The sequence below is a fragment of the Thermosipho atlanticus DSM 15807 genome (assembly GCF_900129985.1).
In the GTDB taxonomy this organism is placed as follows: domain Bacteria; phylum Thermotogota; class Thermotogae; order Thermotogales; family Fervidobacteriaceae; genus Thermosipho_A; species Thermosipho_A atlanticus.
This window is the reverse complement of record NZ_FQXN01000005.1, coordinates 46,995-71,400: the sequence shown is the minus strand read 5'-3', so window position 1 is coordinate 71,400 and position 24,406 is coordinate 46,995. Positions and strand designations below refer to the sequence as shown.

The window sequence follows — 24,406 nt, the reverse complement described above, 5'->3', positions numbered from 1 at the left end:
AATACCCCTCCTTTTGTATGATACGACACATAAAAATTATACTCTTTTGGTTAAAAAAAACAAATAACGTGATAAAATCAAAAAAAAGGAGGTGAGAAATATGGAATATTATTTAAATGAAAATAAAAAAATGGTATTTGATCACACCTATATAATGGGTATAGTTAACGTTACTCCTGACTCGTTTTTTCCAGGGAGTAGAATAAGTAAAGATAAATTGATCGACACCGTAGCAAAAATGATAAAAGATGGAGCAGAGATTATTGATGTAGGAGGCGAAAGCACTAGACCTGGAGCAGATGAAGTGCCACTTGAGGAAGAATTAAATAGAGTTGTTCCCGCTATAGAAATTATAAAAAATAAATTTGATATAATTGTTTCAGTAGATACTTATAAATCAAAAGTAGCATACGAAAGTTTAAAAGTAGGCGCAGATATTATAAATGATATTAGTGCCTTTAGGTTTGATGAAAAAATGGTTGATGTAGCTAAAAAATTTGATTGTCCAGTGATTTTGATGCACATGAAAGGTACCCCAAAAAACATGCAAAAAAACCCATTTTATGAAGATCCGATTTCAGAAATTTTCGAGTTTTTAAAAGAAAGAATAATTTTTGCTCAACAAAATGGAATAAATAAGATAATTATTGATCCAGGCATAGGTTTTGGGAAAAGATTAATTGATAACCTACTTATAATCAAACATATTAAGAAATTTAAAGAGTTGGGATATCCTATTTTATTAGGAGCAAGTAGAAAATCAATGATAGGAATGATTTTGGATCTTCCAGTTGAAGAACGTTTGGAAGGAACATTGGCAATAACTGCTGTTGGTGTTATGAATGGTGTAGATATAATTAGAGTGCACGACGTAAAAGAAAATTATAGAGTGGTCAAAGTTGTGGAAAGTATATTAAAAAGTTAGAAAATGTGAGTTTAGTCGGTTATAGGTTTGAAGAAACTGACACTTAATGCTGAAGGCAAAAAGGACTTATCAAATAAAAAAAGAAATAGTGAATGTGAATATCCTTCCAAGATTAGAATAAACCTACCAATTTTTTGTGAACATCTCGGCTTTTTTGTATATAGGATTATTTATGCATGAAATAAAAGCAATATTATAAAAATTGTATTAAAAACTAAAAAAATAGTTTTTTGTAATTGAGAATATTAAAGTGTAATTTTAATACATAAAACAGTAATTAGTGTGAAGGTGGTTATTTAAGAATGTTCATAGAACCCATTGAGAAGATAATAAATGCAAATTAAATGTAAAAACAATTGATTAGGAGGATTTTTAGAATTGAATAAAATGAGGCTTGACAAATTTCTTTCAAATGCAGGTGTTGGAAGTAGAAAAAAAGTAAAATATCTTATAAAAGATGGGCGAGTTAGAGTTGAAGGTGAAATAATTAAAAATCCTTCATTTGAGGTAGAGGAAAATCAGAAGGTCTATTTGGATAACGATGAAATAGTACCTTATCATAAAGTTTACATAGTAATGTATAAACCTGCAGGGTTTACTTCCAGTAAATCTGAATTTGAAAGGAACATATTTGAGTTTATTAATCATCCTTATTTAAAAAAACTCCATATAGTTGGAAGGTTAGACAAAGATGTAAGGGGACTTCTATTATTAACAAATGATGGAGAATTCACTCATAAAGTAATTTCCCCCAAGTCAAAAATAGAGAAAGAGTATCTTGTAAGAATAGAAGGGAAACTAACGGAAGAAAAAATTAAAATGGTTGAAAGAGGGATTGAATTAAAAAATGGAGTAAAATTTGCTCCAGCTAAAATTAAAAAAGTAAATGAAGATATGATATCGATAATTATTACAGAAGGAAAGTTCCATGAGGTGAAATTAATAACTAAAGCAATTGGGTTAATGTATAAAGAAATTGTAAGAATAAGAATAGGGAAATTAAAATTAGAAGATTTTGGGTTACATCCCGGAGAGTGGGTAGAAGTCCCTTATAAAAAGATAAGATTAGCGTTGGAAAAATAAAGATAATCTCATTTTTTCAATTTAAGCGCTCGTAAATAAAGTTTATAGAATTTTTCAATTATGTTACAAATGTTTATAATATTATTGCAAAAATTTTGGGGGGTGAAAAAGTGAGTAAAGTACCTAAAGAAATTACCTTGGAATTAGTAAGGGTAACTGAAGCTGCAGCATTAATGGCTAGTAGACATTTGGGGAGGGGGAATAAGGAAACAGTTGATAAAATTGCTAGTGATTCTATGCGGGGAATGTTAGATTACATAGATATGAAAGGAGTAGTAGTAATAGGTGAAGGAGAAAAAGACAATGCTCCTATGCTTTACATAGGCGAAAAAGTTGGAAATTGGGAAGAAGATACTCCTGAGTTGGATATAGCTGTTGATCCTATAGATGGTACTAGACTTGTGGCATACGGGCTTCCAAATGCGATTAGTGTAATTGCTGCTACAGATAGAGGGGCTATCGAATACTTACCAACTTTTTATTCCTACAAATTAGCAGTTGGGCCAGAACTTGCTGGAAAACTTGATATAAACGCGTCAATTAGGGAAAACTTACGAGTGGCAGCTGCTATCTTGAACATAGATATTTCCGAACTTACTGTGGTAATTTTAAACAGAGAAAGACATAGAGAAATCATAGAAGAGGTTAGAAGAGTAGGTGCTAGGATAAAACTAATAAGTGATGGGGATATAGCTGCCGCAATTGCAACAGCTCTTCCAGAAAGTTATGTGAATATTTACTTAGGTATAGGTGGTTCACCAGAAGCTATTTTAGCGGCAGCAGCCTTAAAATCATTAGGAGGAGAAATTCAATTAAAGTTATGGCCTATAGATGAAAATGAAAGGAATCTAATGGCAGAAAAGGGATATGACGCAAATAGAGTTTACAAAACGGATGATTTGATTAAAAGTGACAATGTTATTTTTGCGGCAACTGGAGTGACTGATGGAGATTTGCTTAGAGGAGTGAAATACACAAAAAATATTGCAATAACTGAATCATTAGTAATGAGGTCAAAAACAAAGACTTTGAGAAGAATTATTTCTCATCATAATCTCAAATACAAGACTATTCCTTTAAAATCTGAAGGTGAAGTAAGATTTTTAAATGGTAAAAAAACGACGAATAATAAGATGAAGTAAAACAGGTAAATCGGGCTTCCAATTTAATATAACTTTGTTTGGTGCCATACTCATAATGAGTATGGCTTTTTTTATTTTACTTTCTAACTCTAATTTGAATTCCTAGTTTTCTTAATATTTCTTAACAAAACTAAAAAAAATGGAAAAGATTTCAGAAGATAATAAAGGTGAAGTAGAAAAGGAGGTGATTTTCGTGAAAAAAGTTTATTTTCTTATTGTTATTTTCGCATTTTTTGGTGTAGCATTTTCGAGTACGTTGGTTATTAAAGGATCGAACACGATTTTTCCAATTGCTCAGTTGTGGATTGAAGAGTTTAAAAAGGTACATCCAAATGTTGAGATCACATTAGAAGGAGCTGGGTCTTCAACAGGAATTGCTGCATTATTTAACGGAACAACAGATATAGCAAATGCTAGTCGTTGGTTAAAAGATAAAGAGTTACAAAAAATGCATGAGTTAGGAAAGTATTTTATTCCTATAGTAATAGGATATGACGGAATAGCAATAATTGTGAATAAAAATCTCAAAATTGATGAAATTTCTATTGAAACACTTGCAAAAATATATTCTGGAAAAATAAGATATTGGAACCAAATTGATCCCAATCTTCCTAAAAAAACAATATTAGTTTACTCAAGAAATACTGCTTCAGGAACATACGAAACATTTGAAAAAATAATTTTAAAAGGCGAAAACATGGCTCCATGGGTAAGAATGGTGGAAAGTACCCAATTTGAAATACAAACAGTTGAAAAAAATCCTTATGCAATAGCATATGTAGGGGTTGGATATGTAACTGAAAAAGTAAAAGTATTAAAGGTTAATGGTGTTTTACCAACAAAAGAAAATATTCTAAGTGGGAAGTACCCTATTTCAAGACCACTATTTATGTTCATAGATGCCACTGATGGATATCCTGAGAGAGGATTAATAAAGGATTATATTACATTTGGTCTTTCGAAAAAAGGACAAGAGTTAGTAGAAAAAGCCGGTTATGTAGCAGCTTATGGATATTAAAAAGGGGGAATATTGATTGTTAAGAAATATAAGATATTTTACTCAGATGTTATTAATATTTTCTTTTGCGCTCACAGCCATTGTGGCGCTTCTTTTTCTTATATTTTTTGTTTTCAAAGAAGCTGCCCCCGCAATTAGGGAACTCGGAAAAGAACCTTTTACCAGTATTTATTGGTATCCAACTGCTAGAAAGCCAGAATTTGGAATGCTTGCATTGATTGTTGCAACACTACTTTTAACAGGTTTTTCTTCGATATTTGTTATTCCAATTGGTTATTTTGTTTCATTTTATCTGCATACTTACTCCACTCCAAGAGAAAAAAGATTCATAAAGTCGATTATTGAAATCTTATCTGGTGTTCCTTCAGTAATTATTGGAATGTTTATATTAATATATATTTCACCTATACTTTTGAAATTTGAGATTTGGTCAACAGAAAACTTTTTATTAGCAAGTATAGGTTTAATTATCCTTTCTTTACCATATACCGTTTCTTTGATGACTGAATCTTTGGATTCGGTCGATAGATCATTAGAGGAAAGCTCATTAGCACTTGGAGTTAATAAATTTCATACTACATTGAAAGTAACTTCAAAAGCAGCAATTTCAGGAATTTTGAATTCTGTAATACTTACGATTAATAGAATTATTGGTGAAACAATGGTTGTACTGCTTGTTGCAGGTGGAGCTGCTATGATTCCTTCGAGCATATTTGATCCAGTAAAACCACTAACTGCTGCAATTGCAAGTGAAATGGGTGAAGTTGCCATCGGAAGTTTACATTATCACGCCCTTTTTCTTGCAGGTCTCATTCTACTTTCAATTTCTATGTTCCTTACTTTTTTATCAAAAAGATTTAGTAGAAGGTGAGATAAATGAAGAAAGATAATGTTATTTCTATTTTGTTAAAGATGTTGTCGTATTCTATATCTTTTTTGGTTTTGATATTTTTAATCTTAGTAATTGTTAATGGAATGAAGTACTTTTCAGTAGAGTTTTTTACTTCATATCCTACTGACGGAATGAGAAATGGAGGAATTTTTCCTGCTATTCTTGGAAGTATTTACATGATACTTTTAAGTTCAATTTTTGCTATACCATTTGGAATAATTACAGGAGTTTTTCTTGCTGAATTTTCAGAAAATAAACTTTCTAAAATAATTGATTTATCTGTTACTTCACTTAGTGGTGTTCCTTCAATTGTTTTTGGTCTTTTCGGACTTTCATTGTTTTGTATAACTCTGGGATTTGGTACTTCTTTAATTGCTGGAGCACTTACTCTTTCAATAATGACTCTTCCTGTAATTTCATCTGCAACAGCGGAAGCAATATGTGCAATTCCCGTTGAATTAAAGGAATCAGCATATGCTCTAGGTTTGAAAAGGAACGAAGTAATTTTTAAGGTGTTATTACCTGCCGCAAAAAAGAGGCTTATAACAGCAGCTTTAATAGGTTTTGGAAGAACAATCGGAGAAACTGCTCCTATTCTTTTAACTGGTGCTGTTTTCTATTCCACTTCACTTCCAAAAAACATTTTTTCTCCTGTGATGACACTTCCAACACATATTTACTATCTTGTTGCTGCGTATGGCGAAAGTGCCAAGTGGATGGCTCAAGGGACCGCAAGCTTTTTAATGATATTTGTGTTAGGTATATATTTAATAGCATTTTTGGTTGGAGGTAGAAGAAATGGATAAAATAATTGAAATAAAAAATTTTAGTGCTTATTATGGAGAGAAAAAGGCCGTGAGTAATGTTACTGTGGATATTTATAAAAACAAAATTACTGCTATAATTGGACCATCAGGTTGTGGGAAGTCGACTCTTTTAAGAAGTATTAATAGAATTAATGATGAGATTCCCGGGTTTAGAATAGAGGGAAATATTTATTTTGAAGGGAAAGATATTTATAGAGATATAGATGATGTAACTTTATATAGGAAAAAAGTAGGGATGGTTTTTCAAAAACCGACGCCATTTCCCATGAGTATATACAACAATGTAGCATTTGGACCTAAAATTCATGGAATAAAAAGTAAAAGAAAACTTGATGAAATCGTTGAACAGTCTTTAAAACAAGCTTTTTTGTGGGATGAAGTTAAAGACGAACTTTCAAAACCGGGAACAGCACTTTCGGGAGGTCAACAGCAAAGATTGTGTATAGCAAGAACATTAGCAGTGGAACCTGAAGTTCTTTTGCTTGATGAACCAACATCTGCTCTTGATCCTATTGCAACGCGAAAATTGGAAATTCTTTTGGAAAAGTTATCAGAATTTTATACAATAATACTAGTTACTCATAATATTGGTCAAGCAATAAGAATATCAGAATATATGATGTTCATGTACAGAGGAGAGTTAATTGAGTTTGGGGAAACATCAGAAATTGTGAAAAATCCTAAAAATTCTTTAACTGAACAATATTTGACTGGCAAAATAGGATAAGGAGGAAATGTACATGGATACATTGCATTATGAAAGAGAGTTTTCTTTATTAAAAGCGGATATTTCAAAGATGCTTTCGCTTGTCGCAGATTCATTTGAAATGTCACTCAGCTCTTTAGAACTTATTGACCCAAATCTTGCAAGAAAAGTTTTACTTCTTGACGATGAAATAGATGCAATTAATAGGGAAATAGAGGAAAAAGTATATGAGATTATTGCAAGATATACTCCCATTTCGAAAGATTTGAGATACGTAATAACTATGATAAAATTTTCCAACAATTTGGAGAGAATTGCAGACCTTTCATGTAATGTTGCTGAGAAAACAATAGATTTATATAATAATAAACAGAGTTATAATATGCCAAAGCAAATTAAAGAAATGTTTGGAATAACTTTGAAGATGCTTCATGATACATTTTTGGCATTTTCAAAAAGGGATGTAGAACTTTCTAAAAAAATATGGTTTGAAGATCAAAAATTAGATGATATAGAAATTGAAATAAGAGGAATTGTAAAAGGAGAAAAGAATTGTGATATACTGAGTGTGTTAATTGCAAGAGATTTAGAAAGAATAGGAGATCATTTGACAAATTTGTGTGAAGAAATTATTTACATTGAAAAAGGTGAAGAAATTAAAAAAATTCTTGAGGGTGACAAAAATGAAGAGAATTCTGATAGTGGAGGATGATGTACCAATAAGAGAAGTTCTTGCTAAATTTTTAATTTCTGAAAATTATGAAGTTGAGGAAGCTGGAAGTATTTTGGAAATGAGGGAAAAACTTGAAAATGAGAAATACGATATGATCTTACTTGATATAATGCTTCCAGATGGTTTTTCGATAGATGAATTACCTGAAATAAAAATTAATTATCCAGAGATTGGAATTATAATAATTTCAGCTAGAGACAGTGATATAGACAAAATATATGGGCTTGAAATAGGTGCTGATGATTATATTACTAAGCCTTTTAATCCAAGAGAAGTGATTGCTCGGATTAAGGCATATTTTAGAAGAACAAGTAATACAGGTGAAATTTTAAGGTTTGGAAATTTAAAAATTTACTGTGATAATTATATAGTTAAAATTGGAGATAAAGAGGTTGAGCTTACGTCCAAAGAGTTTGAAATATTGTGTTTGCTTGCAAAGAATAGTAACAAAGTGTTTTCAAGGGATGAAATAATAAAAAGAGTGTGGGAGGACGAATTTATATCTGACAGAGCGGTTGACGTTCACATAAGTAATTTGAGAGATAAAATTGGAAAACACTGGATTGTTACTGTGAGGGGAATGGGTTATAGATTTAATACAAGGGGATATGATGTTTAATTTCGAAGTTTTTGACTTTTTTGATGAAATAGTTATTTTACTTGAAAAATTAAAAATAAAGAGGAGAAATAAATTAGCCGAAAAATACGGTATTAATGAATCTATTGAAATATTTTCGGTTTTTACGTTTGATAAAATTGATGAGTTGGTTGAACATATTTTCAGTGAGAAAGATTTTAAAATTCGAACCAAGATGTATTTTTTTCAAATTTCTCAGACAAGAGATGTGGTTTTATCGTATAATAGCAGCAGCAACTTATTAATAATCAAAGATGTTACTGAAATTGAAAGATTAAAGGAGGCAAAAATAAATTTTACTACAGCAGTTTCACACGAACTTTTCAATCCGTTATCGGTTATAAAGGCAAATGTTTATCTTCTTTTAGATAACAAAGAAACTGTTGAAACTGCACTTAGAGAAATTGAAAAATCGGTAAAAAGGATGGAAAGGATTATAAAACAATTAAAAATACTTTCTATGTTGGAATTAGGTCTTTATATGCCAAAGTATAATGAGATTGATATAGAGAAAGTTTTAAAAGAAGTTATAGAGGATCTTAATATGAAAATAAAAGCAAAATCGATAACTATTGAGAAGAAAATTGTTCAAAGATATTTTCGAGCAGATGGTTTTTTAATTTATACCATATTAAAGAATTTAATTTCGAATGCTGTGAAATATTCATATAAAAACTCAACTGTAAAAATAGAAACAATAGATAATATGATAATAATCGAAGACAGAGGAATAGGTATAAAGAAAGAAGAGTTGGAAAAGGTAACAGAGAGATTTTATAGGACAAAGGATGCAATAAAAATGGCAACAGGATCAGGTTTAGGTCTTTCTGTTGTAAAACATATTTGTTCAATATGTAATTATAAACTAAAAATAGAATCTAACTATATGATGGGCACCAAGGTAATTGTTGTTCTAAATACCTAATTTATTGTATTTTAATGTTTGTAAAACTAGTTACCACCATCTTTTGATTCTCTGGTTTTTTAATGATACTTTTTTTAGTATATAAACATTTCCCAGTTTGGCGTTTTCGTAAATTCTCTGTGTAGGTCTTCTAGCAATAATATTTAATATATTGAAAATAAATATTCTAGGTGAAACATATTTTTTGGTTTTGACACTTGCAAATAAGGGAATTGAGAGAAATCTAAGTAAACCTTCAATTATAAAATAAACTTGAAGACCAAAGAGATGGTAATTACCAATGTAAAAATTTAATTGGTTAAAATATGAGGCTAAATATCCTCCGGAGAAAGAGCCTATTAATCCGCCGACTCCCCCAAAAAATCCGAAAACAGCGAAGTACATAGGTGAGATTCTTTTAGCAGCTTCCATAGGAAAGATAAGCATGGAAATATTAATTGCTGCCCACCCTATTCCAGAGATAACAGCATCAAGAATTAGTCCATATGGCCAATGTTGTTCATTCATTAGTATCCAAACAAATGGAGTTATTGAAACAAAAGTTATTCCCCAAATCATAATTGTTTTATTACCAAATTTATCACTTATTTTTCCCCAAACGAAATAGAATAACATAGATATAAGAGTCATAGCAATTGTTGCATAACTGATGTAAGTAAGAGGTATGTGTAAATTTTTTAATTGATGGTATGAAAAAAATGGGGCAGTTAATAACAAAATAAAATTCCAATACATATTTGCTATTGAAAGTTTTATGAAATTTTTCTCGGTGAAAACTACTTTTAATTCACTTAGTGTTCCTAGAGTTTTTATTGGTGGATCATCAACAGGTATAAGAGAAAGAATGCCAAGAAAAGTTCCAAGGAGGGTGATTAAAATAACAAAAATATAATTCGAAGGTGCAGAAACATTGTCAATTGTGTAAGAATAAAAGTAAAAGATAATTAATGTAGAAAAAGAAATTAACATACTTCTAAGACCAAAGTAATTTCCTCTTTTTTCAGGAGGAATAACATCAGAAACAAGGGATGTCCAAGTGTTTCCTGCAAAAGATGAAAAAGCCTGGGATATAGCAAGGATTAATATTAGAATCAAAGGAGATATTTTTCCTGTTAGTAATGAGAACAATACGATAATCCACGAAAGTTTAAACGAATTGAATATCATTAATAACCTTTTACGATATTTAAATTTTTCAATGATAGCAGGTGTAATAATTTGAAAAAGTTGAAATATCATAGGGAAGGAGGCCGTAACTCCTAATAACACTTCATTGAAACCAAAATAAAGTGCAATTGAGGTAAAGATAACCCCTTGAGTTAAAATAAAGTAGAAATTTGTAAAAATTCCTTCTAATATCAAAAATTTTTCATTTTTGCCCATTATCCTTTTATAACCCCCAAAGGAATCATTCTTGCAATCTTTTTAGATAAACTCAGATAATTTGTGATTTCAATAACTTTGTCTATATCTTTGTACGCTTCCGGGGCTTCTTCAATTATAGTCTTTTTGTTCTTGCTTTTTACAATTATGCCACTTTTATGAAGTTTTGAAAGAATTTTGTTCAATTTTAATTGTCTAATTGCCTGCCTTCTTCCAAGCAATCTTCCTGCACCGTGTGCGGTAGAAGAAAAAGCAATGTTTTCTGATTCATCTGTACCAACAAGAAGATATGAAGCTGTTCCCATATCTCCAGGAATTATAACTGGTTGACCAATTTGTTTAAATTTTTGAGGAATTTCATTTCTATTAGGTCCAAATGCTCTTGTTGCTCCTTTTCTATGAATAATAACTTTCTTTAATTCGTTGTTGATAATGTGAGTTTCAAGTTTAGCAATATTGTGGGCGACATCGTAAATAAGTTGAGCAGAACTATTAAAAAGTTCACTAAGCACAATTCTAATATAATGGGTAATTATTTGTCTATTTACAAAAGCATAATTTGCTGCACAATTCATTGCAGAAAAATATTTCTGTCCTAATTCACTTTTAAATGGTGCGTAAATTAATTGTTTGTCAGGAATAGATAGATTTTTAAAAGAATTTCGCATAAGTTGAATATAATCAGTAGCAACCTGATGACCAAAACCTCGACTTCCAGTATGAATCATAATAATTATTTGGTTTTCAACAATTCCTAGTTTGTTTGCTACTTTTTTATCATAAATTTGTTCAATCATTTGGATTTCTATAAAATGATTTCCAGCGCCTAGGGTACCAAGTTCTTCTCTTCCCCTTTCGTATGCTTTGTTTGATATGTCTTTTATACTTGCTGGTGTAATATGTCCATTATCTTCAATACATTCCAAATCTTCTGGATAACCATATCCAATCTCTATTGCTCCTTTAACTCCTTTTTCGATGATGTTTTTAAAGTCTTTTTTATTGAATTTTTTAGATGTTGAACCTACTCCAACGGGAACAATTTCATAAATTTTTTGTATAAGTTTTTCTAAATGTTTTTTTACATCGTTATATAAAAGTGGAGTTTTTAAAAGTCTAACCCCACAGTTAATATCGAAACCAACTCCTCCAGGACTTATTATTCCTTCTTCGACGTCAAAGGCAGCTACTCCACCAATGGGGAAACCGTATCCCCAGTGAATATCAGGCATTCCATACGCTGCCTTAACAATTCCCGGAAGTGAAGCAACATTTTTAAGCTGTTCAATTGCTTCGGTTATTTCTTTCAATCCTTTTTCGTCGGTAAATATGTATGCATCGACTTTCATGTTTTTTTCTTTTGGAATTTCAAACACATATTTGGTAATTTTTCTGATAAAATCACCTTCTTTCGTTCCAAAGTTCAACAATTTCTTTAATTAAACTTTTTTCGGATAGAGCTTTTACGTTAAAGTATTCTTTTATAATTTTAGCAGGTCGATTTGATAAAATGAGTATCCGTTCTCCCAGCATTAATGCTTCTTTAATGTCGTGTGTAACCATTATGAGTGAAAGATCTCTATTATTCCATTCTTTAATTAAATCATTAAGTAAGTTCCACTTTATATGAATGTCCAGCGAAGAAAAAGGTTCATCTAAAAGAAGAAGATCTGGTTCGGTTACCAAAGCTCTAGAAAGATTTATTCTTTGTTTCATACCACCGCTTAATTTGTTTGGAAAGTAATCTTTAAATTCATGAATTTTCATTGATTTTAGAACATTTTCAATCTTTTTATCATCGTCTTCAACAAATTTTAAGTTTTCGTAAACTGTTTTCCAAGGAATTACGCGTGGTTCTTGAAAAACGTATCCGATTTTTTTAAAATTTTTAATAAGGATACCTTCAAATGTTTCTAACCCTGCTATTATTCTTAGAAGAGTTGTTTTACCACACCCTGAAGGGCCAAGAAGCACTAATCTTTCGCGTTTTTTCAAAGAAAAACTAATATTTTTTAAGACTTCTAATCTTCCAAATGACTTTTTAATATTTTTAAGTTCGACTACCATATTCCCAATCCCTTAAAAAATTATTGATGAAAAATTTGGATAATCTTTCAGATAGAATGCCTAATATTACTGCAAAAATGGTCAGAGCATAAACTTTCGGAACATCGACATATTGTCTTGCCCAAGCTATTTGAACTCCTATTCCGTCTTTTCCACAGAGATATTCTGAGACAAAAATTACTTTCCAAAGATTTCCAGAAACAACTTCGAAAGCGGTTAAAATAAAAGGTATGACAGACCCAAAGTATAAGTTTTTAATAATCTTCTTTTTGCTAACATTAAATACTTTAGCCATCTCAAGCAAAGATTTATCAGTATTTCTAACTCCATATGCTACTGCAAAAGTTGTATTTGGGAGCAAAGATAAAACGGTAATAAAAATAGGACCTTTTGAACTAATTCCCCATAAGAAAATTACAAGTACTAACCAAGAAATAACAGGAACTGTCTGAAAAACAGCAAAAATAGGTCTTAGCAATTCAAAACACATATCACAAATTCCCATAAAAAATCCAAAAATAAACCCCAAAATAATCGTTAGAAAAAGAGCTATAATTCCTTTATATATTGAAGATAAAAGAGAAGTCCATAAAATTTTTGTTTGTATAATTTCAATAAAAACCTTTCCTACTTGAATAGGTGTAGGTAGAACAAATGGAGAATTGATTAAAAATGATAGAACGCCCCAAGTGATAATGAAGATTAAAATACCGTAAAAAAATCTCATTTTAGATAGAATTCCTCATTTGGTACTTTGGGAAGACCTTCGGGATAAAGTTCATTCATTGTTGAAAGGAATTTATTTACATCATTTTTACATTCAGAAATAGGCACGTATCTAAATTCTATTCTTTGCATAGCATTTTTAAGAATAGGTGTTGGAATAGTTAAATATTTGCTGGTAAATTCTAAAGTTTTTTCTAGATTTTTGTTGGACCAGTTTATGCTTTCTTTAAATGTATTTTCTACGTCTTCAATAAGATTTTTATATTGAGCAATATCACCCACTACGAACAAACCAGCAATTGGAATCCCATTTTGTGAACCAGATATTTTGTTCCATTCTTTTTGGAAATCTAAAACAATTTTCCCATCGTTTACTAGGCACATAGAAACAAATGGTTCAGGTAAAGCTGCAAATTCGACTTTCCCTGCTTTAAATAACGCAACAATTTCCTGTGGGGGAGCGTAAGCAAATTTAACATCTTTATCTGGTATTAGTCCATTTGATACAAGTAAATATCGAAGTAAAACATCGACAGTTTGTCCTCTTCCATGAGCTGAATAAACTGTTTTTCCTTTAAGATCTGAGAGTGAATTGATATCTTTTTTTGCAACAAGATAAAAGACTTTCCATTCATGTACGCCGACCAATTTAATATTAATACCTTTTGTGTATAAATTTGCAGCAATAGTGATTGGTAATACTGCAAATTTAGCATAATTCGATACAATCTTTGCTATAGCTTCATCGGGGGTTCTCCAGAGTTCTATGTTAAGATTTACATAACCTTTTACAATGCCTTCTAACATAGGAGTTATAGGAACTATAGTAGGTCCAAAAGGATTTATAAACGTTAGAGAAAAAGAAAAATAAGAAATAAATACAATTAAGAAAAAAATGAAATATTTTTTCATGTGTTTCACCTCCTTTTCAATTATGAATTATACCATTATTAATTATACTGAAGTTAATGATAAAATAACTAATAGAATAAATTTCAAAGGAGGAAAAAGCAAATGGTCGTTGTTGATACTCATGCTCATTTACAAATGAGTCATTTCAAAAGTGATAGGGAAGAAATAATAGAAAGGTTCAATGAAAATGGAATATTGTTTATTATTAATGTTGGAACCAACATCACTGATAGTAGAGAAACTGTGGAACTTTCAAAGAAATATGAAAAGGTTTTTGCAGCCATAGGGGTTCACCCACATGACAGTAAAGATGTTGAAAAAAATTACATAGAGATCTTAGAAAAACTTTCGAAGAACGAAAAAGTTGTAGCAATAGGAGAGATTGGTTTAGATTATTATAGGAATTTTTCTCCTCAGGAAGTTCAACAAAAAGTATTTGTTGAGCAACTTTTACTTGCAAAGGAACTTAAATTACCTATAGTTGTTCATATTAGAGATGCATATGAAGAAGCGTACAATATATTAGAAAGTTTTGGCCCTTTTGAGAAAGGAGGAGTAATACATTCATTTAGTGCTAATAGTGAATGGGCCTTGAAATTTGTTAAGCTGGGTTTTTATTTAGGTATAAGTGGACCAATTACCTATAAAAGAAACGAGCAATTAAGAGAAGTTGTTAAACTAGTTGGAGAACAAAATATTTTATCTGAAACTGACTGTCCCTATCTTACACCACATCCATATAGAGGAAAAAGGAATGAGCCTGCCTATGTTGGCTACGTTGTTAAAAAGATAAATGATATAATAGGTTATGATGTTTCTGAAACTTTAGTAAAAAACGCAAGAAGCTTATTTGGGGTGAACTTATGATACATGCAGTAAAAGGTATTTTAGAGAAAATTGAAAACGGAAAAATTTATATTAATGTGAATGGAATAATTTATGAAGTTGTTGTAGGAAACACAGGAGATCTTGAAAGTAAGATAAATGAAGAAGTATATATATTAACAAAATTGATTGTTTCAGATGATGGACTTACTCTTTATGGGTTTTCTACTCCTGAAAGATTAAAGCTGTTTGAAAAATTAATTTCTGTGAATAAATTAGGTCCAAAAAGTGCTCTTAAAATTCTTGCATCAAATAGTGTGGAGGAAATAGTTTCTGCTATTGTAAACGAAGATGTCAGTAGATTGTCAAAAATGCCTGGTATTGGTTCTAAAACTGCAGAACGAATTATTATGGAATTAAAAGATTCATTAAAGGAGTTTGATTTAACTCTGTCAGAAATAGATAAGAAAACAATAGAAGCAATAGAAGCTTTAGTTACACTAGGATTTTCGAAAAGTCAGGCAACAAAAGCTGTTAAGAAGGCAGCTAAAAACGAAAATTCATTGGATGATATTATAAGAAAAGCTTTAAAGTATCTTAGCAACAAATAGTAAAGTGTTAGGGGGGAGTATATGAAACTTTCTAAAATTATTGAACAGATACCTGTTAAAAAGGTTTTATGGAACAGCGATTATGAAATTTCTCATGCATATACAGGAGATCTTTTGAGTATGGTTATGAAGAATGCCAAAAGTGATTCGATTTGGATTACAGTTCAAAGTCATGTAAATATTGTTGCAGTTGCTTCTATGGTGGGAATAAGAGCAATAATATTGTGTGAAGGAAAGGACTTCTCACAGGAGACAGTGGAAAAAGCAAAAGATGAAGGAATAACACTTTTGAAAAGTAATGAAAATGCTTATACAATTTCAGGAAAGTTATATGAATTAGGATTAAAATGAGGTGTGATCTACATATCCACAGTTGTTTGTCGCCGTGTTCAGATTTAACGATGGTTCCAAATGAAGTAGTGAAATATTCTCCCAAAATTGCTGCAATTTGCGATCATAATTCTGGAGAAAATGTTTTATCATTTTACAAAGTTTTTGAGAAACATTCAAAACTTCTTATTCCAGGAATAGAAATCCAGTCGGTTGAAGATGTGCATATTTTGGGGTATTTTAATAAAATTGAGAATCTTTTGAAGGTATCGAAGGTAATTGCGGAACACTTACCAAAAATCAGTTATGATCCGGAAAAGTTAGGTTATCAATTAAAGGTAAATGAACGTGATGAATTTACATCTCTTGAAACCATCCCTCTTGGATTTCCTACGGATTTACCTCTAAAAAAAGTTGTAGAATTGATAATAGAAAATTCTGGAATCCCTGTTTATGCACATATAAGTCGAAGGTTTGGTGTTTTATATCAACTTGGACTCTTTCCCGATACTTCTAAAATTAAGATTGCTGAGGTTACAAATTTAGAGGAATACAAAATTGCATGTAATCATGGATTGATTCCTATTTCTTCTTCAGATGCACATTCCCTTAATCAAATTGGTGTGAGATATAGTATAATTGAAAATGCAGTGAGTAGTATACAAGAATTTTTAATAGCATTGGTAAATGGAAAGGTGAAAACTATATGGGATTACTAACGTTAGCAGATCATGTGCAAGATATAGCAGAGAATTCCATTAAAGCTGGGGCCAAAAAAGTAGTTATAGATATTCGAGAAACGAAAGAATATTTTATATTTAAAGTAGAAGATAATGGGCCGGGGATTAAAAATGTTGATAAAGTCTTTGACCCGTTTTATACAACTAGGTCAAAAAAAATTAGAAAAGTAGGTTTGGGATTGCCATTTTTAAAACAAGCAGCTGAAATGACAGGAGGTTATGTAAAACTTGAAACCAAATTAGGTGCAGGAACGAAAGTTCTTGCTAAGTTTTGCAAAAAGCATATTGATTGTCAACCAATTGGGGATTTACCTTCTGTTTTTTTTTCTCTTTTAATGAACCAGGAAGTGGAATTTAAAATCATAAGATGTAGGGATGAAAATTGTTATGAAATAGATTCTAAGATCATAAAAGAGCATTTTGGAAAGTTAGATAGTCCATCAAAATTAAAAATTTTGAAAGACTTACTTTTTGAACTAGAAAAGAGTTTAAAGGAGGCTTAAACATGAAAAAACTTTTTGTATTGATTATGATAATTATCCTGACAGTTGTTTATTTTCCGGCAATCCTTAATTCTGTAGTTATAAAAAATTTAAAAACTATATCTCTTGAAGAATTAAAGCCTTTATATGAAAAATATATAGGCTTTGATGTGAACGAATATGCAATTAATGATATTATCTCTTCAATAAAAGCAACTGGTTATTTTTCAAATGTTACGTGGACTGAAGATATAAATGATAATCAGTTTAATCTCATAATTGAAGTTGAGGAAAATCCTCCTGTGTCACAAGTAAGTTTGGAAATAAATGGTGTGGAGTTGATTCCGAAGGAAACATTAGAAGCATCGATTACATTGAAAAAGGATAAAGCATTTAGTTTTGTTCAATTTAAGCAATCTATAGAAAATATAACAAAACTATATAAAGATGAAAATTATGTTGTGTCAAATGTTTTTTCGGAAAATAAGGATCAGTCATTTGTCTATGTTACAGGAAAAATTGAAGGCTCCAGCGTGAAATTTAGCGTAATAGAATATGCATTGTATGATATAGAGTTTGTTGGTAATATTGAAGGAATAGAAGATGTTATTGAAAGGATTAAAAAAGAGGTAAATTTAAATTTATATAAAAATTATCTGAAAAAAAATCCTCTATTCAAGTTGTTTGACAGTGAGAAAAATTATTATCCAAAAATTTCCGATATTCAAAGTCTCTTTCAAAGCTTAGCTAATTATGTTTATTTTTCGCAGTTATCAAATATTCAGTATGAAAAAGTTAATACTGAGAAGCCTTCAAAGGTTCTAAAGGTGTTTGTTGTTCAGAACCTTATAACTAGAAAACCTGTTTATATAAAGAGTATAAAAGTAAGAGGTGCGACTCTATATAAATTTGATAATTTAGCTACTACTCCAGCAACATTTACTAATGTAGATTTATTACGTATATTACAGACTATCGAAGATAAATACGATAAGGATGAATATTTCATTAATATACAGCCAGAATTAATTGAAAATGATTATGTAATAACTGTTGTAGAATATAAGTTTAGAAAATTGAATATTAGTGGAAATACTAAAACAAAAACTTATACTTTTGATGATTTAATAAAGATATCTTCTGGTGATTATGCTTCGAGAAAGGCTTTAAAAGAGACCTATGTGGAGATATATAAGACACAATTTTTTGATAGCATTGATTTTGATATAAAACCTTCTGGCGAAGATACTTTAGATGTGAATCTAATTTTAAAAGAGAAAGAGAAAAAATTTAATTTTATTGGAGGAGGAACTTGGGGGCCTCCTGGAGATGGAAAAGAATGGTACGAAGGATTTGCAGCTCAAATGCAATTGAGTGCTATTAATCCTTTTGGATATGGTCAAACCTTTAAGTCAACTCTTTCTTTAGGATTTAGCGGTAAGAATTTAAGTTTCGATTATAGTATTAGAAAACCATTTGGGTATCCTTTTTCAATTTCAACTAATTTGAGCTACTCAAGTCGTCCTAATGAAGAGTCAATAACAAATGATTCGACAGTGACAATTATCGCTACTGATCTTACTGAATTTAATTTTGATTTTTCTTTAAGTACTCTAAAGCTTAATAATATCAAATACAGTTTTGGTGGAGGGTTAAATTATAAATTCTTGGAAACTTCTATTGCCACAAATGTTAATTCTGTTGAAGTGAGTAGTTCTACTTCAACAGTGGAATATATTGGTGGTAATCTATTGTTGGGTATTAATTATGAAAATTTAGATGATTTGATTATTCCAACTGAAGGATTATATTTTTCAGTTTTGATACAAAAATATTTTGGTATTTCTGGAGATGCACCTGTTGCTTTAAAAACACAAGAGGAACTTTCTTTCCATTTTCCAATTCAAAATACTCGTTTCAGCTTGGCATCTAGGATATATGCATCTCAAGTATTTCAGAAAAGTGGGGCTGATTTAACAAACTATTTGAATGGTTTAAATTCTTTAAGAGGAGCAGAATTATCTGGAGATATGACACTTCTTTTAAATAATGAAATTAGATATGTAAATAGAGATGAACGATTTCCTTTCTACCTAGCTAGTTTTGTGGATTTTGGATACGTTGGAAGTTCGTATGATTTTTCTATACCATTTAAATGGTCAGTTGGTGTTGAGCTGGGGTTAAATGTACCAATGTTTGGTTTAATTAGAATTGGAGAAGCATATTATAATGACAATTGGAACTTCTTCTTTTTGATGGGAAAGACGTTTTGAGGAGGGGAAATGTGAAAATAAAAATAGATAGAGTTGTAATAAAGGACGGGAATATATATCTTGAGTCTGGAGAAAGCCCTTTTTATCCTGATTTTAAAGGTGGTCAGCTTGGTGATAGAGGGAAAATAGGAAATGTAAAAGTGATTGGAGTTGAAGAAATTGAAGGAAAAATATATCATAGGGTTAATACCCCATTGGAACCCGGAGAATATGATGTAACGATTGATGAAGAACATAGATTATTTATTAAACAACATCATACAGCTCAACATATTTTATCAGCTGTTTTTAGTGAATATGCTGACATTCGTACAGTAAGCTTTAAAATGGGGATGGAATATTCTACAATTGATTTGGATATTCCTTTTTTAGCTAAAGATGTCTTACAAGAAGTTGAAATCAATGCTAATAAATTGATTCAAAAATGCTTAGACGTGGAAGAACTGGTTGTGGAAAAAGAAGATTTAGATAAATTTCCTTTAAGAAAAAAGGTAAGTGATAAAATTAAAGGGAAAATAAGAATAATAAAAATAGGAGAATACGATTATTCTGCCTGTGCAGGGTATCATGTTAAAAACACAGGAGAAATAGGGTTTGTGAAGATTATAAAGACTGAAAAGGTAAAGGGAAGTCTTACAAGGGTTTATTTTGTAGCAGGTTTGAAGGCGCTAAGTTATTTTTACAAGTACACTAACATATTAAGGAATCTTTCTAAGTTGTTAACCGCTTCAATTGATGAACTTGAAGAACGAACGAAAAATCTTTTAGACAAAGTGAAGAGCTTTAATTCAAAAATTGAGAATATTTCTGAAATTTTGGCAAAAGAAAAAGCTGAGAATTTAAAAGCGATAAGAGATAGTGTTTATTATATTGAGATAGAAGAATCAATAGCAAAGTATATTCCAAAATATTTTAAAAAAGAAAATGCTTTGTTGGTGTTGTACGATGGAATAAAATTTAATTTTGTATCTTTTGGAAAGTACAATGTGAACCAATTGATAAGTAAAATTAGAGACAGAATACCAGGAAAAGGTGGCGGAGGAGAGAAAAAAGGAACATTTATTCCTGAGAAGAAAACAGATATAAATGAAATTATTGAGTTTTTGGAGGTGTAAAAATGAAAAAGTGGGTTATATTTGTTTTAGTTTCATTATTTTCAGTTTTATCAGTTTCAAATGCTCTTAAATATTTACCCGAGAAATACGAGTTTTTAATTTACATACCTGATATAGCAAAATTATATGACGAAGTGAAAAAGACAAACACAGGAGATATATTTGCTAATCAAGTTGGGCTTGAGTCGATGATTACCAGCGTTTTGGAACAACAACTCATGGTGGAGAATTATACATTAGAAGATATAGATTTATTTAAAGAGTTATTAATTGCAGGAAGTGAGAACAATTTGCTAGTTGTATTAGGACCATCAAAAAATCCACAGAAAATAAAAGAAATTTTTGAAAAATTTACAGGACAAACTTTGCCTGATAGAGTGAAAATTGTAGACGGCTACTTTATTGTTGGCGAAAATTATGGGGGAGGAGAAGTTCCACCTCGGTTGAAGGAATATTTGACGAAGAATTATTTGGGTTTAAGTTATGTAAAAATAAATGATAAAACATATGAAGCAAGTGGATATGGTTATATTGAATCAAAAAATAACACAATTTCTTTTTATCAAGAAATAGAACCTGAAAACGAAGAAACAAAAAGATTAATTGAGGAAGTATCCAATCAACAAGGTATGAATATACTTGAAGATAACAATGTAGGTGGGGATGTCTTTTTATTTGTAAACAGAAAAATTCCAGAATTTGTGCTTGATTTGTTCTCTTCAATCACAACAGAGGCATCTAATACAAACATATTGAAATTAAAAGATTTTAAAGGGACAGCGTACTTGTCTGCAGACATTTCTTCATTAATTATAAATGCATTATCCGGTGAAACTCCTTCATCTATCCCCTATTTTGGCGTAATATATTATGATTCACCAAACTGGGATCTTTTAGAGTTAGATGTAAATAGATTTGAAAACATTGGGGGTAAAAAATATGGAGTGATTACAACGGAAGAAGGTACTCCTGTCACTTATATCGGGTTAGATAATGATAAGATAGTTTTTTATGGAGTTTCTCCAGATAAGTACAAATCAGGAGATAGGAGCTTTATTGAGAATAACTATAATAACGAATATATAATGGGGTTGTTTGTAAATTTTGAACCAACTATATTTAATTTTGTGGGCATAGAAACGGAAGCATATTTAAAAGTTTATAGTTACATAAAAGATGGTAAAATTATTCAGCGAGCAATATTTAAATAATTGAGGTGAGAAAATTGAAAGGATTTAAAGAAATGACAATAACGGAAATTTTGAAGAGGGGAAAATCTTATGTAAAAGACTCTTTAGAAACAATAAATAAATTAGATGAAAAATTAAAAGCTTTTATTACTGTAAATAATAAAGCAAAGGAATTGCCGGGAAAATTTTCTGGTGTACCGATAGCAGTAAAAGACAATATTGTTACCAAAGGTTTAAGGACAACATGTGCATCAAAAATATTAAAAGAATATATCCCTCCTTATGATGCCACAGTAGTGAAAAAACTTAAACAATCTGGTTTTACTATTATTGGCAAAACAAATTTGGATGAATTTGCTATGGGTACCGGAACAGAATATTCTGCATATCAGATTACTCGAAACCCCTGGGATTTAAGTAGAGTGGCTGGGGGGAGTAGTGGGGGTTCAGCGGCGGCTGTCGCAAGTGGGGAGGTTGTAGCTGCATTGGGTAGCGATACTGGAGGTTCCATTAGACAGCCTGCCGCCTTCTGTGGAGTTATTGGATTTAAGCCAACATATGGTTTAGTTTCAAGGTATGGTTTGGTTGCTTTTGCATCTTCTTTGGATCAAATAGGTCCAATAACTAAAACAGTTAAAGATGCCGCCATTTTAATGAATGTTATTTCCGGATTTGATTCTAATGATTCTACTACTGTTGATAGAAAAGTAGAATTTACAAAATACTTAGATGAAGATTTTTCCAATGTTAAGGTTGCTTTTCCAAAGGAAGTTTTTGATGAAGGAATTGAAGATGGCGTTGCTGAGAGATTTAATGAATTTGTTAAGTTCCTTGAAGGAAAAGGTATAAAAGTAGATAAAGTAGATTTTCCTGAACTCAAATATTCGGTAGCTACATATTATATTATTGCTCCTGCCGAAGTGAGTTCTAATCTTTCAAGGTTTGATGGTATGAGATATGGAAAAAGAAACGAAGAAGAAGGACTTTTGGAGACATATTTAAAATCAAGAACAAATAACCTTGGGCCGGAAGTTATTAGAAGAATAATGATTGGGACATTTACCTTAAGTGCAGCGTATTATGATGCCTATTTTGAAAAGGCTCAAAAAGTTAGAAGATTGATAACAAACAAAATTGAGAATTTGTTTGATAAATATGATTTTATTATTACTCCAACTTCTCCTATTACCGCTTTCAAAATAGGAGAAATAAAAGATCCTTTAGTATATTATTTAATGGATATTTTTACAATACCAGCGAATCTTGCCGGTATTCCTGCAATTAATATTCCGTTTGGTTTTTCAAATAATTTACCTGTAGGAATGCAAATCATGGGTAGAAAGTTTGATGATCCTAAAGTTTTAGGATTTGCAAATTATATCGAAAAAGACAATCCAGTAGTTTTTCCTTTTAAGGAGGAGAAAAAATGAAATTTAAACCAGTAATTGGTCTTGAAATACACGTCCAGTTGAATACTAAAACTAAAGCTTTTTGTTCCTGCCCTTCAGATGTTTTTGAATTGGAACCAAATTCAGCGATATGTCCAATTTGTACAGGACAACCAGGAGCTCTTCCAGTACCCTCCGAAGAAATGTTTGAATATGGAATATTACTTGCAGCAGCTCTTAATTGTAAAATTCACGAGTATTCTAGGTTTGATCGTAAAAACTATTTTTATCCGGATCTTCCGAAAGGTTATCAAATCACACAATTTTTTTATCCACTTGCTACAGATGGATATTTGAAGGTGAAGGAAAAAAGAATAAGGATAAGAAGAATTCATTTGGAAGAAGATGCTGGAAAATTAATACATTCTTCAGAGACAATAACGGAAGCTTCACATTCTTTTGTTGATATGAATCGTTGTGGGGTCCCTCTTGCAGAAATAGTTACCGAACCAGATATTAGTTCACCTCAAGAAGCAAGGGAATTTTTGGAAAAATTGAGACAAATTCTAAGATATACTGGTGTAAGTACGGGAGATATGGAAAAAGGTGCTCTAAGATGTGATGCAAACATTTCCGTAATTGATACTGAAACAGGAATTCAGAGTAATAAAGTTGAAGTAAAAAATATGAATTCCTTTAAATTTGTAGAAAAGGCTTTGGAATATGAATATAGAAGAATTGTTTCATTGATGAAAAAAGGTGAAGAGGTAAAAAAAGAAACAAGAGGTTGGGATTTAAGTTCTAAGACTACTATTTCAATGCGTAGTAAAGAAGAAGCAAATGATTATAGATATTTCCCAGAACCTGATATACCACCCGTTATTTTTTCAAGAGATTATATTGAAAAAATAAAGGCAAAATTACCAGAATTACCTGACGAAAAATTTGAGAGATTTAAAAAAGCTTACAAATTAGGAGATTATGAAGCAGGAATATTAACATCAACGGTTCAATTGGCTGATTTTTTCGAAAGATGTGTGAAAATTACTAATAACCCGAAAGAAACTTCGAATTGGTTTTTAACGGAATTATTAAGATTTGCGAGTCCAGAGGCTGATTTTGATGAATTAAAAATCAAACCAGAGCATTTTAAAGAACTTTTTGAAATGATTGAAAAAGGAGAAATTTCCAGAAATATTGCAAAGAATGTGTTTGAAGAAACTTTTGTTTCTGGTAAAAGTCCTAGAAAAATTGTTGAAGAAAAGGGATTAAAGATCGTAGGGGATGAATCCTTAATTGAAGATATATTGAAAAAATTAATGGAAAAATATCCTGATAAAGTCCAGGAATATAAAAACGGAAAAACAGGACTTCTAGGGTTTTTTGTGGGTGGTGTGATGAGAGAAACAAAAGGAAAAGCAGATCCACGAAAAGTAAACGAGATTGCAAGAAGGTTACTTGCCGATTAGATATAAA

Annotated in this window: 25 protein-coding genes; 20 read left to right on the top strand and 5 right to left on the bottom strand. The window is 30.8% G+C overall.

The annotated features are described in order from the left end of the window. Positions 1–100: 100 nt before the first annotated feature. The 10 genes from folP (at position 101) to BUB65_RS06760 (ending at position 8,888) form a co-directional block, all read left to right on the top strand. Positions 101–925: a dihydropteroate synthase gene (gene folP, locus BUB65_RS06805; RefSeq protein ID WP_073073473.1), complete on the top strand. Its 825-nt coding sequence runs from the start codon at positions 101–103 to the stop codon at positions 923–925. Positions 926–1,312: 387 nt separating this feature from the next. Continuing rightward, positions 1,313–2,008, top strand: coding sequence for a pseudouridine synthase (locus BUB65_RS06800; protein ID WP_073073684.1), 696 nt, complete (start codon positions 1,313–1,315; stop codon positions 2,006–2,008). Positions 2,009–2,118: 110 nt separating this feature from the next. Then, positions 2,119–3,150: a class II fructose-bisphosphatase gene (gene glpX, locus BUB65_RS06795; protein ID WP_073073471.1), complete on the top strand. Its 1,032-nt coding sequence runs from the start codon at positions 2,119–2,121 to the stop codon at positions 3,148–3,150. Between the two features lie 193 nt (positions 3,151–3,343). Continuing rightward, positions 3,344–4,168 carry a phosphate ABC transporter substrate-binding protein PstS gene (locus BUB65_RS06790; protein ID WP_234946833.1) on the top strand — a complete coding sequence of 275 codons (825 nt, stop codon included), beginning with the start codon at positions 3,344–3,346 and terminating at the stop codon, positions 4,166–4,168. Positions 4,169–4,184: 16 nt separating this feature from the next. Beyond that, positions 4,185–5,039, top strand: coding sequence for a PstC family ABC transporter permease (locus BUB65_RS06785; RefSeq protein ID WP_234946828.1), 855 nt, complete (start codon positions 4,185–4,187; stop codon positions 5,037–5,039). Between the two features lie 5 nt (positions 5,040–5,044). Next, positions 5,045–5,866 (top strand): phosphate ABC transporter permease PstA, encoded by an 822-nt coding sequence (gene pstA / locus BUB65_RS06780; protein WP_073073467.1) that lies wholly within the window; start codon positions 5,045–5,047, stop codon positions 5,864–5,866. Continuing rightward, a complete protein-coding gene (pstB, locus tag BUB65_RS06775; RefSeq protein WP_073073465.1) occupies positions 5,859–6,614 on the top strand; it encodes a phosphate ABC transporter ATP-binding protein PstB in 756 nt (251 codons plus the stop codon). Before pstA ends, pstB begins: the two co-directional genes overlap by 8 nt. Positions 6,615–6,627: 13 nt before the next feature. After that, positions 6,628–7,305: a phosphate signaling complex protein PhoU gene (gene phoU, locus BUB65_RS06770; protein ID WP_073073464.1), complete on the top strand. Its 678-nt coding sequence runs from the start codon at positions 6,628–6,630 to the stop codon at positions 7,303–7,305. Then, entirely contained in the window at positions 7,277–7,945 is a 669-nt protein-coding gene (locus tag BUB65_RS06765; protein ID WP_073073463.1) for a response regulator transcription factor, read from the top strand. Before phoU ends, BUB65_RS06765 begins: the two co-directional genes overlap by 29 nt. After that, positions 7,938–8,888, top strand: a complete 951-nt coding sequence (locus BUB65_RS06760; RefSeq protein ID WP_073073462.1) for a sensor histidine kinase — start codon at positions 7,938–7,940, stop codon at positions 8,886–8,888. The genes BUB65_RS06765 and BUB65_RS06760 overlap by 8 nt, the downstream gene beginning before the upstream one ends. Positions 8,889–8,918: 30 nt before the next feature. On the opposite strand, the gene BUB65_RS06755 is transcribed toward BUB65_RS06760, so the two are convergent. Genes BUB65_RS06755 through BUB65_RS06735 form a run of 5 tightly spaced genes read right to left on the bottom strand, consistent with a single transcriptional unit; the run spans position 8,919 to position 13,976 of the window. Next, the gene (locus BUB65_RS06755) at positions 8,919–10,271 is read right to left on the bottom strand and encodes an MFS transporter (protein WP_073073461.1); all 1,353 of its coding nucleotides are present in this window, start codon (positions 10,269–10,271) and stop codon (positions 8,919–8,921) included. Beyond that, the gene (locus BUB65_RS06750; protein ID WP_073073682.1) at positions 10,271–11,620 is read right to left on the bottom strand and encodes an RtcB family protein; all 1,350 of its coding nucleotides are present in this window, start codon (positions 11,618–11,620) and stop codon (positions 10,271–10,273) included. The genes BUB65_RS06755 and BUB65_RS06750 overlap by 1 nt, the downstream gene beginning before the upstream one ends. 52 nt (positions 11,621–11,672) lie before the next feature. After that, on the bottom strand, positions 11,673–12,338 hold the full coding sequence (locus BUB65_RS06745; RefSeq protein WP_073073460.1) for an ABC transporter ATP-binding protein: 666 nt from the start codon (positions 12,336–12,338) through the stop codon (positions 11,673–11,675). After that, positions 12,322–13,065: an ABC transporter permease gene (locus tag BUB65_RS06740; RefSeq protein WP_073073459.1), complete on the bottom strand. Its 744-nt coding sequence runs from the start codon at positions 13,063–13,065 to the stop codon at positions 12,322–12,324. Before BUB65_RS06740 ends, BUB65_RS06745 begins: the two co-directional genes overlap by 17 nt. Beyond that, positions 13,062–13,976, bottom strand: coding sequence for an ABC transporter substrate-binding protein (locus BUB65_RS06735; RefSeq protein WP_073073458.1), 915 nt, complete (start codon positions 13,974–13,976; stop codon positions 13,062–13,064). Before BUB65_RS06735 ends, BUB65_RS06740 begins: the two co-directional genes overlap by 4 nt. 102 nt (positions 13,977–14,078) lie before the next feature. On the opposite strand from BUB65_RS06735, the gene BUB65_RS06730 reads away from it, so the two are divergent. Genes BUB65_RS06730 through gatB form a run of 10 tightly spaced genes read left to right on the top strand, consistent with a single transcriptional unit; the run spans position 14,079 to position 24,399 of the window. Beyond that, positions 14,079–14,843, top strand: coding sequence for a TatD family hydrolase (locus BUB65_RS06730; protein WP_073073457.1), 765 nt, complete (start codon positions 14,079–14,081; stop codon positions 14,841–14,843). Next, complete coding sequence (ruvA, locus tag BUB65_RS06725; RefSeq protein ID WP_073073456.1) at positions 14,840–15,412, top strand: Holliday junction branch migration protein RuvA; 573 nt, start codon at positions 14,840–14,842, stop codon at positions 15,410–15,412. The genes BUB65_RS06730 and ruvA overlap by 4 nt, the downstream gene beginning before the upstream one ends. 21 nt (positions 15,413–15,433) lie before the next feature. Further along, positions 15,434–15,763 carry an iron-sulfur binding hydrogenase gene (locus BUB65_RS06720; RefSeq protein WP_073073455.1) on the top strand — a complete coding sequence of 110 codons (330 nt, stop codon included), beginning with the start codon at positions 15,434–15,436 and terminating at the stop codon, positions 15,761–15,763. Further along, a complete protein-coding gene (locus BUB65_RS06715) occupies positions 15,760–16,461 on the top strand; it encodes a PHP-associated domain-containing protein (RefSeq protein WP_073073454.1) in 702 nt (233 codons plus the stop codon). Before BUB65_RS06720 ends, BUB65_RS06715 begins: the two co-directional genes overlap by 4 nt. Further along, on the top strand, positions 16,449–16,985 hold the full coding sequence (locus tag BUB65_RS06710; RefSeq protein ID WP_073073453.1) for an ATP-binding protein: 537 nt from the start codon (positions 16,449–16,451) through the stop codon (positions 16,983–16,985). The genes BUB65_RS06715 and BUB65_RS06710 overlap by 13 nt, the downstream gene beginning before the upstream one ends. Before the next feature lie 2 nt (positions 16,986–16,987). Further along, on the top strand, positions 16,988–19,237 hold the full coding sequence (locus BUB65_RS06705; protein ID WP_073073452.1) for a BamA/OMP85 family outer membrane protein: 2,250 nt from the start codon (positions 16,988–16,990) through the stop codon (positions 19,235–19,237). 11 nt (positions 19,238–19,248) lie between these two features. Beyond that, a complete protein-coding gene (locus tag BUB65_RS06700) occupies positions 19,249–20,352 on the top strand; it encodes an alanyl-tRNA editing protein (RefSeq protein ID WP_073073451.1) in 1,104 nt (367 codons plus the stop codon). Between the two features lie 2 nt (positions 20,353–20,354). Beyond that, complete coding sequence (locus tag BUB65_RS06695) at positions 20,355–21,563, top strand: hypothetical protein (protein WP_073073450.1); 1,209 nt, start codon at positions 20,355–20,357, stop codon at positions 21,561–21,563. 32 nt (positions 21,564–21,595) lie between these two features. Next, complete coding sequence (gene gatA / locus BUB65_RS06690; protein ID WP_073073681.1) at positions 21,596–22,972, top strand: Asp-tRNA(Asn)/Glu-tRNA(Gln) amidotransferase subunit GatA; 1,377 nt, start codon at positions 21,596–21,598, stop codon at positions 22,970–22,972. Further along, entirely contained in the window at positions 22,969–24,399 is a 1,431-nt protein-coding gene (gene gatB, locus BUB65_RS06685; protein WP_073073449.1) for an Asp-tRNA(Asn)/Glu-tRNA(Gln) amidotransferase subunit GatB, read from the top strand. Before gatA ends, gatB begins: the two co-directional genes overlap by 4 nt. Positions 24,400–24,406 lie beyond the last annotated feature (7 nt).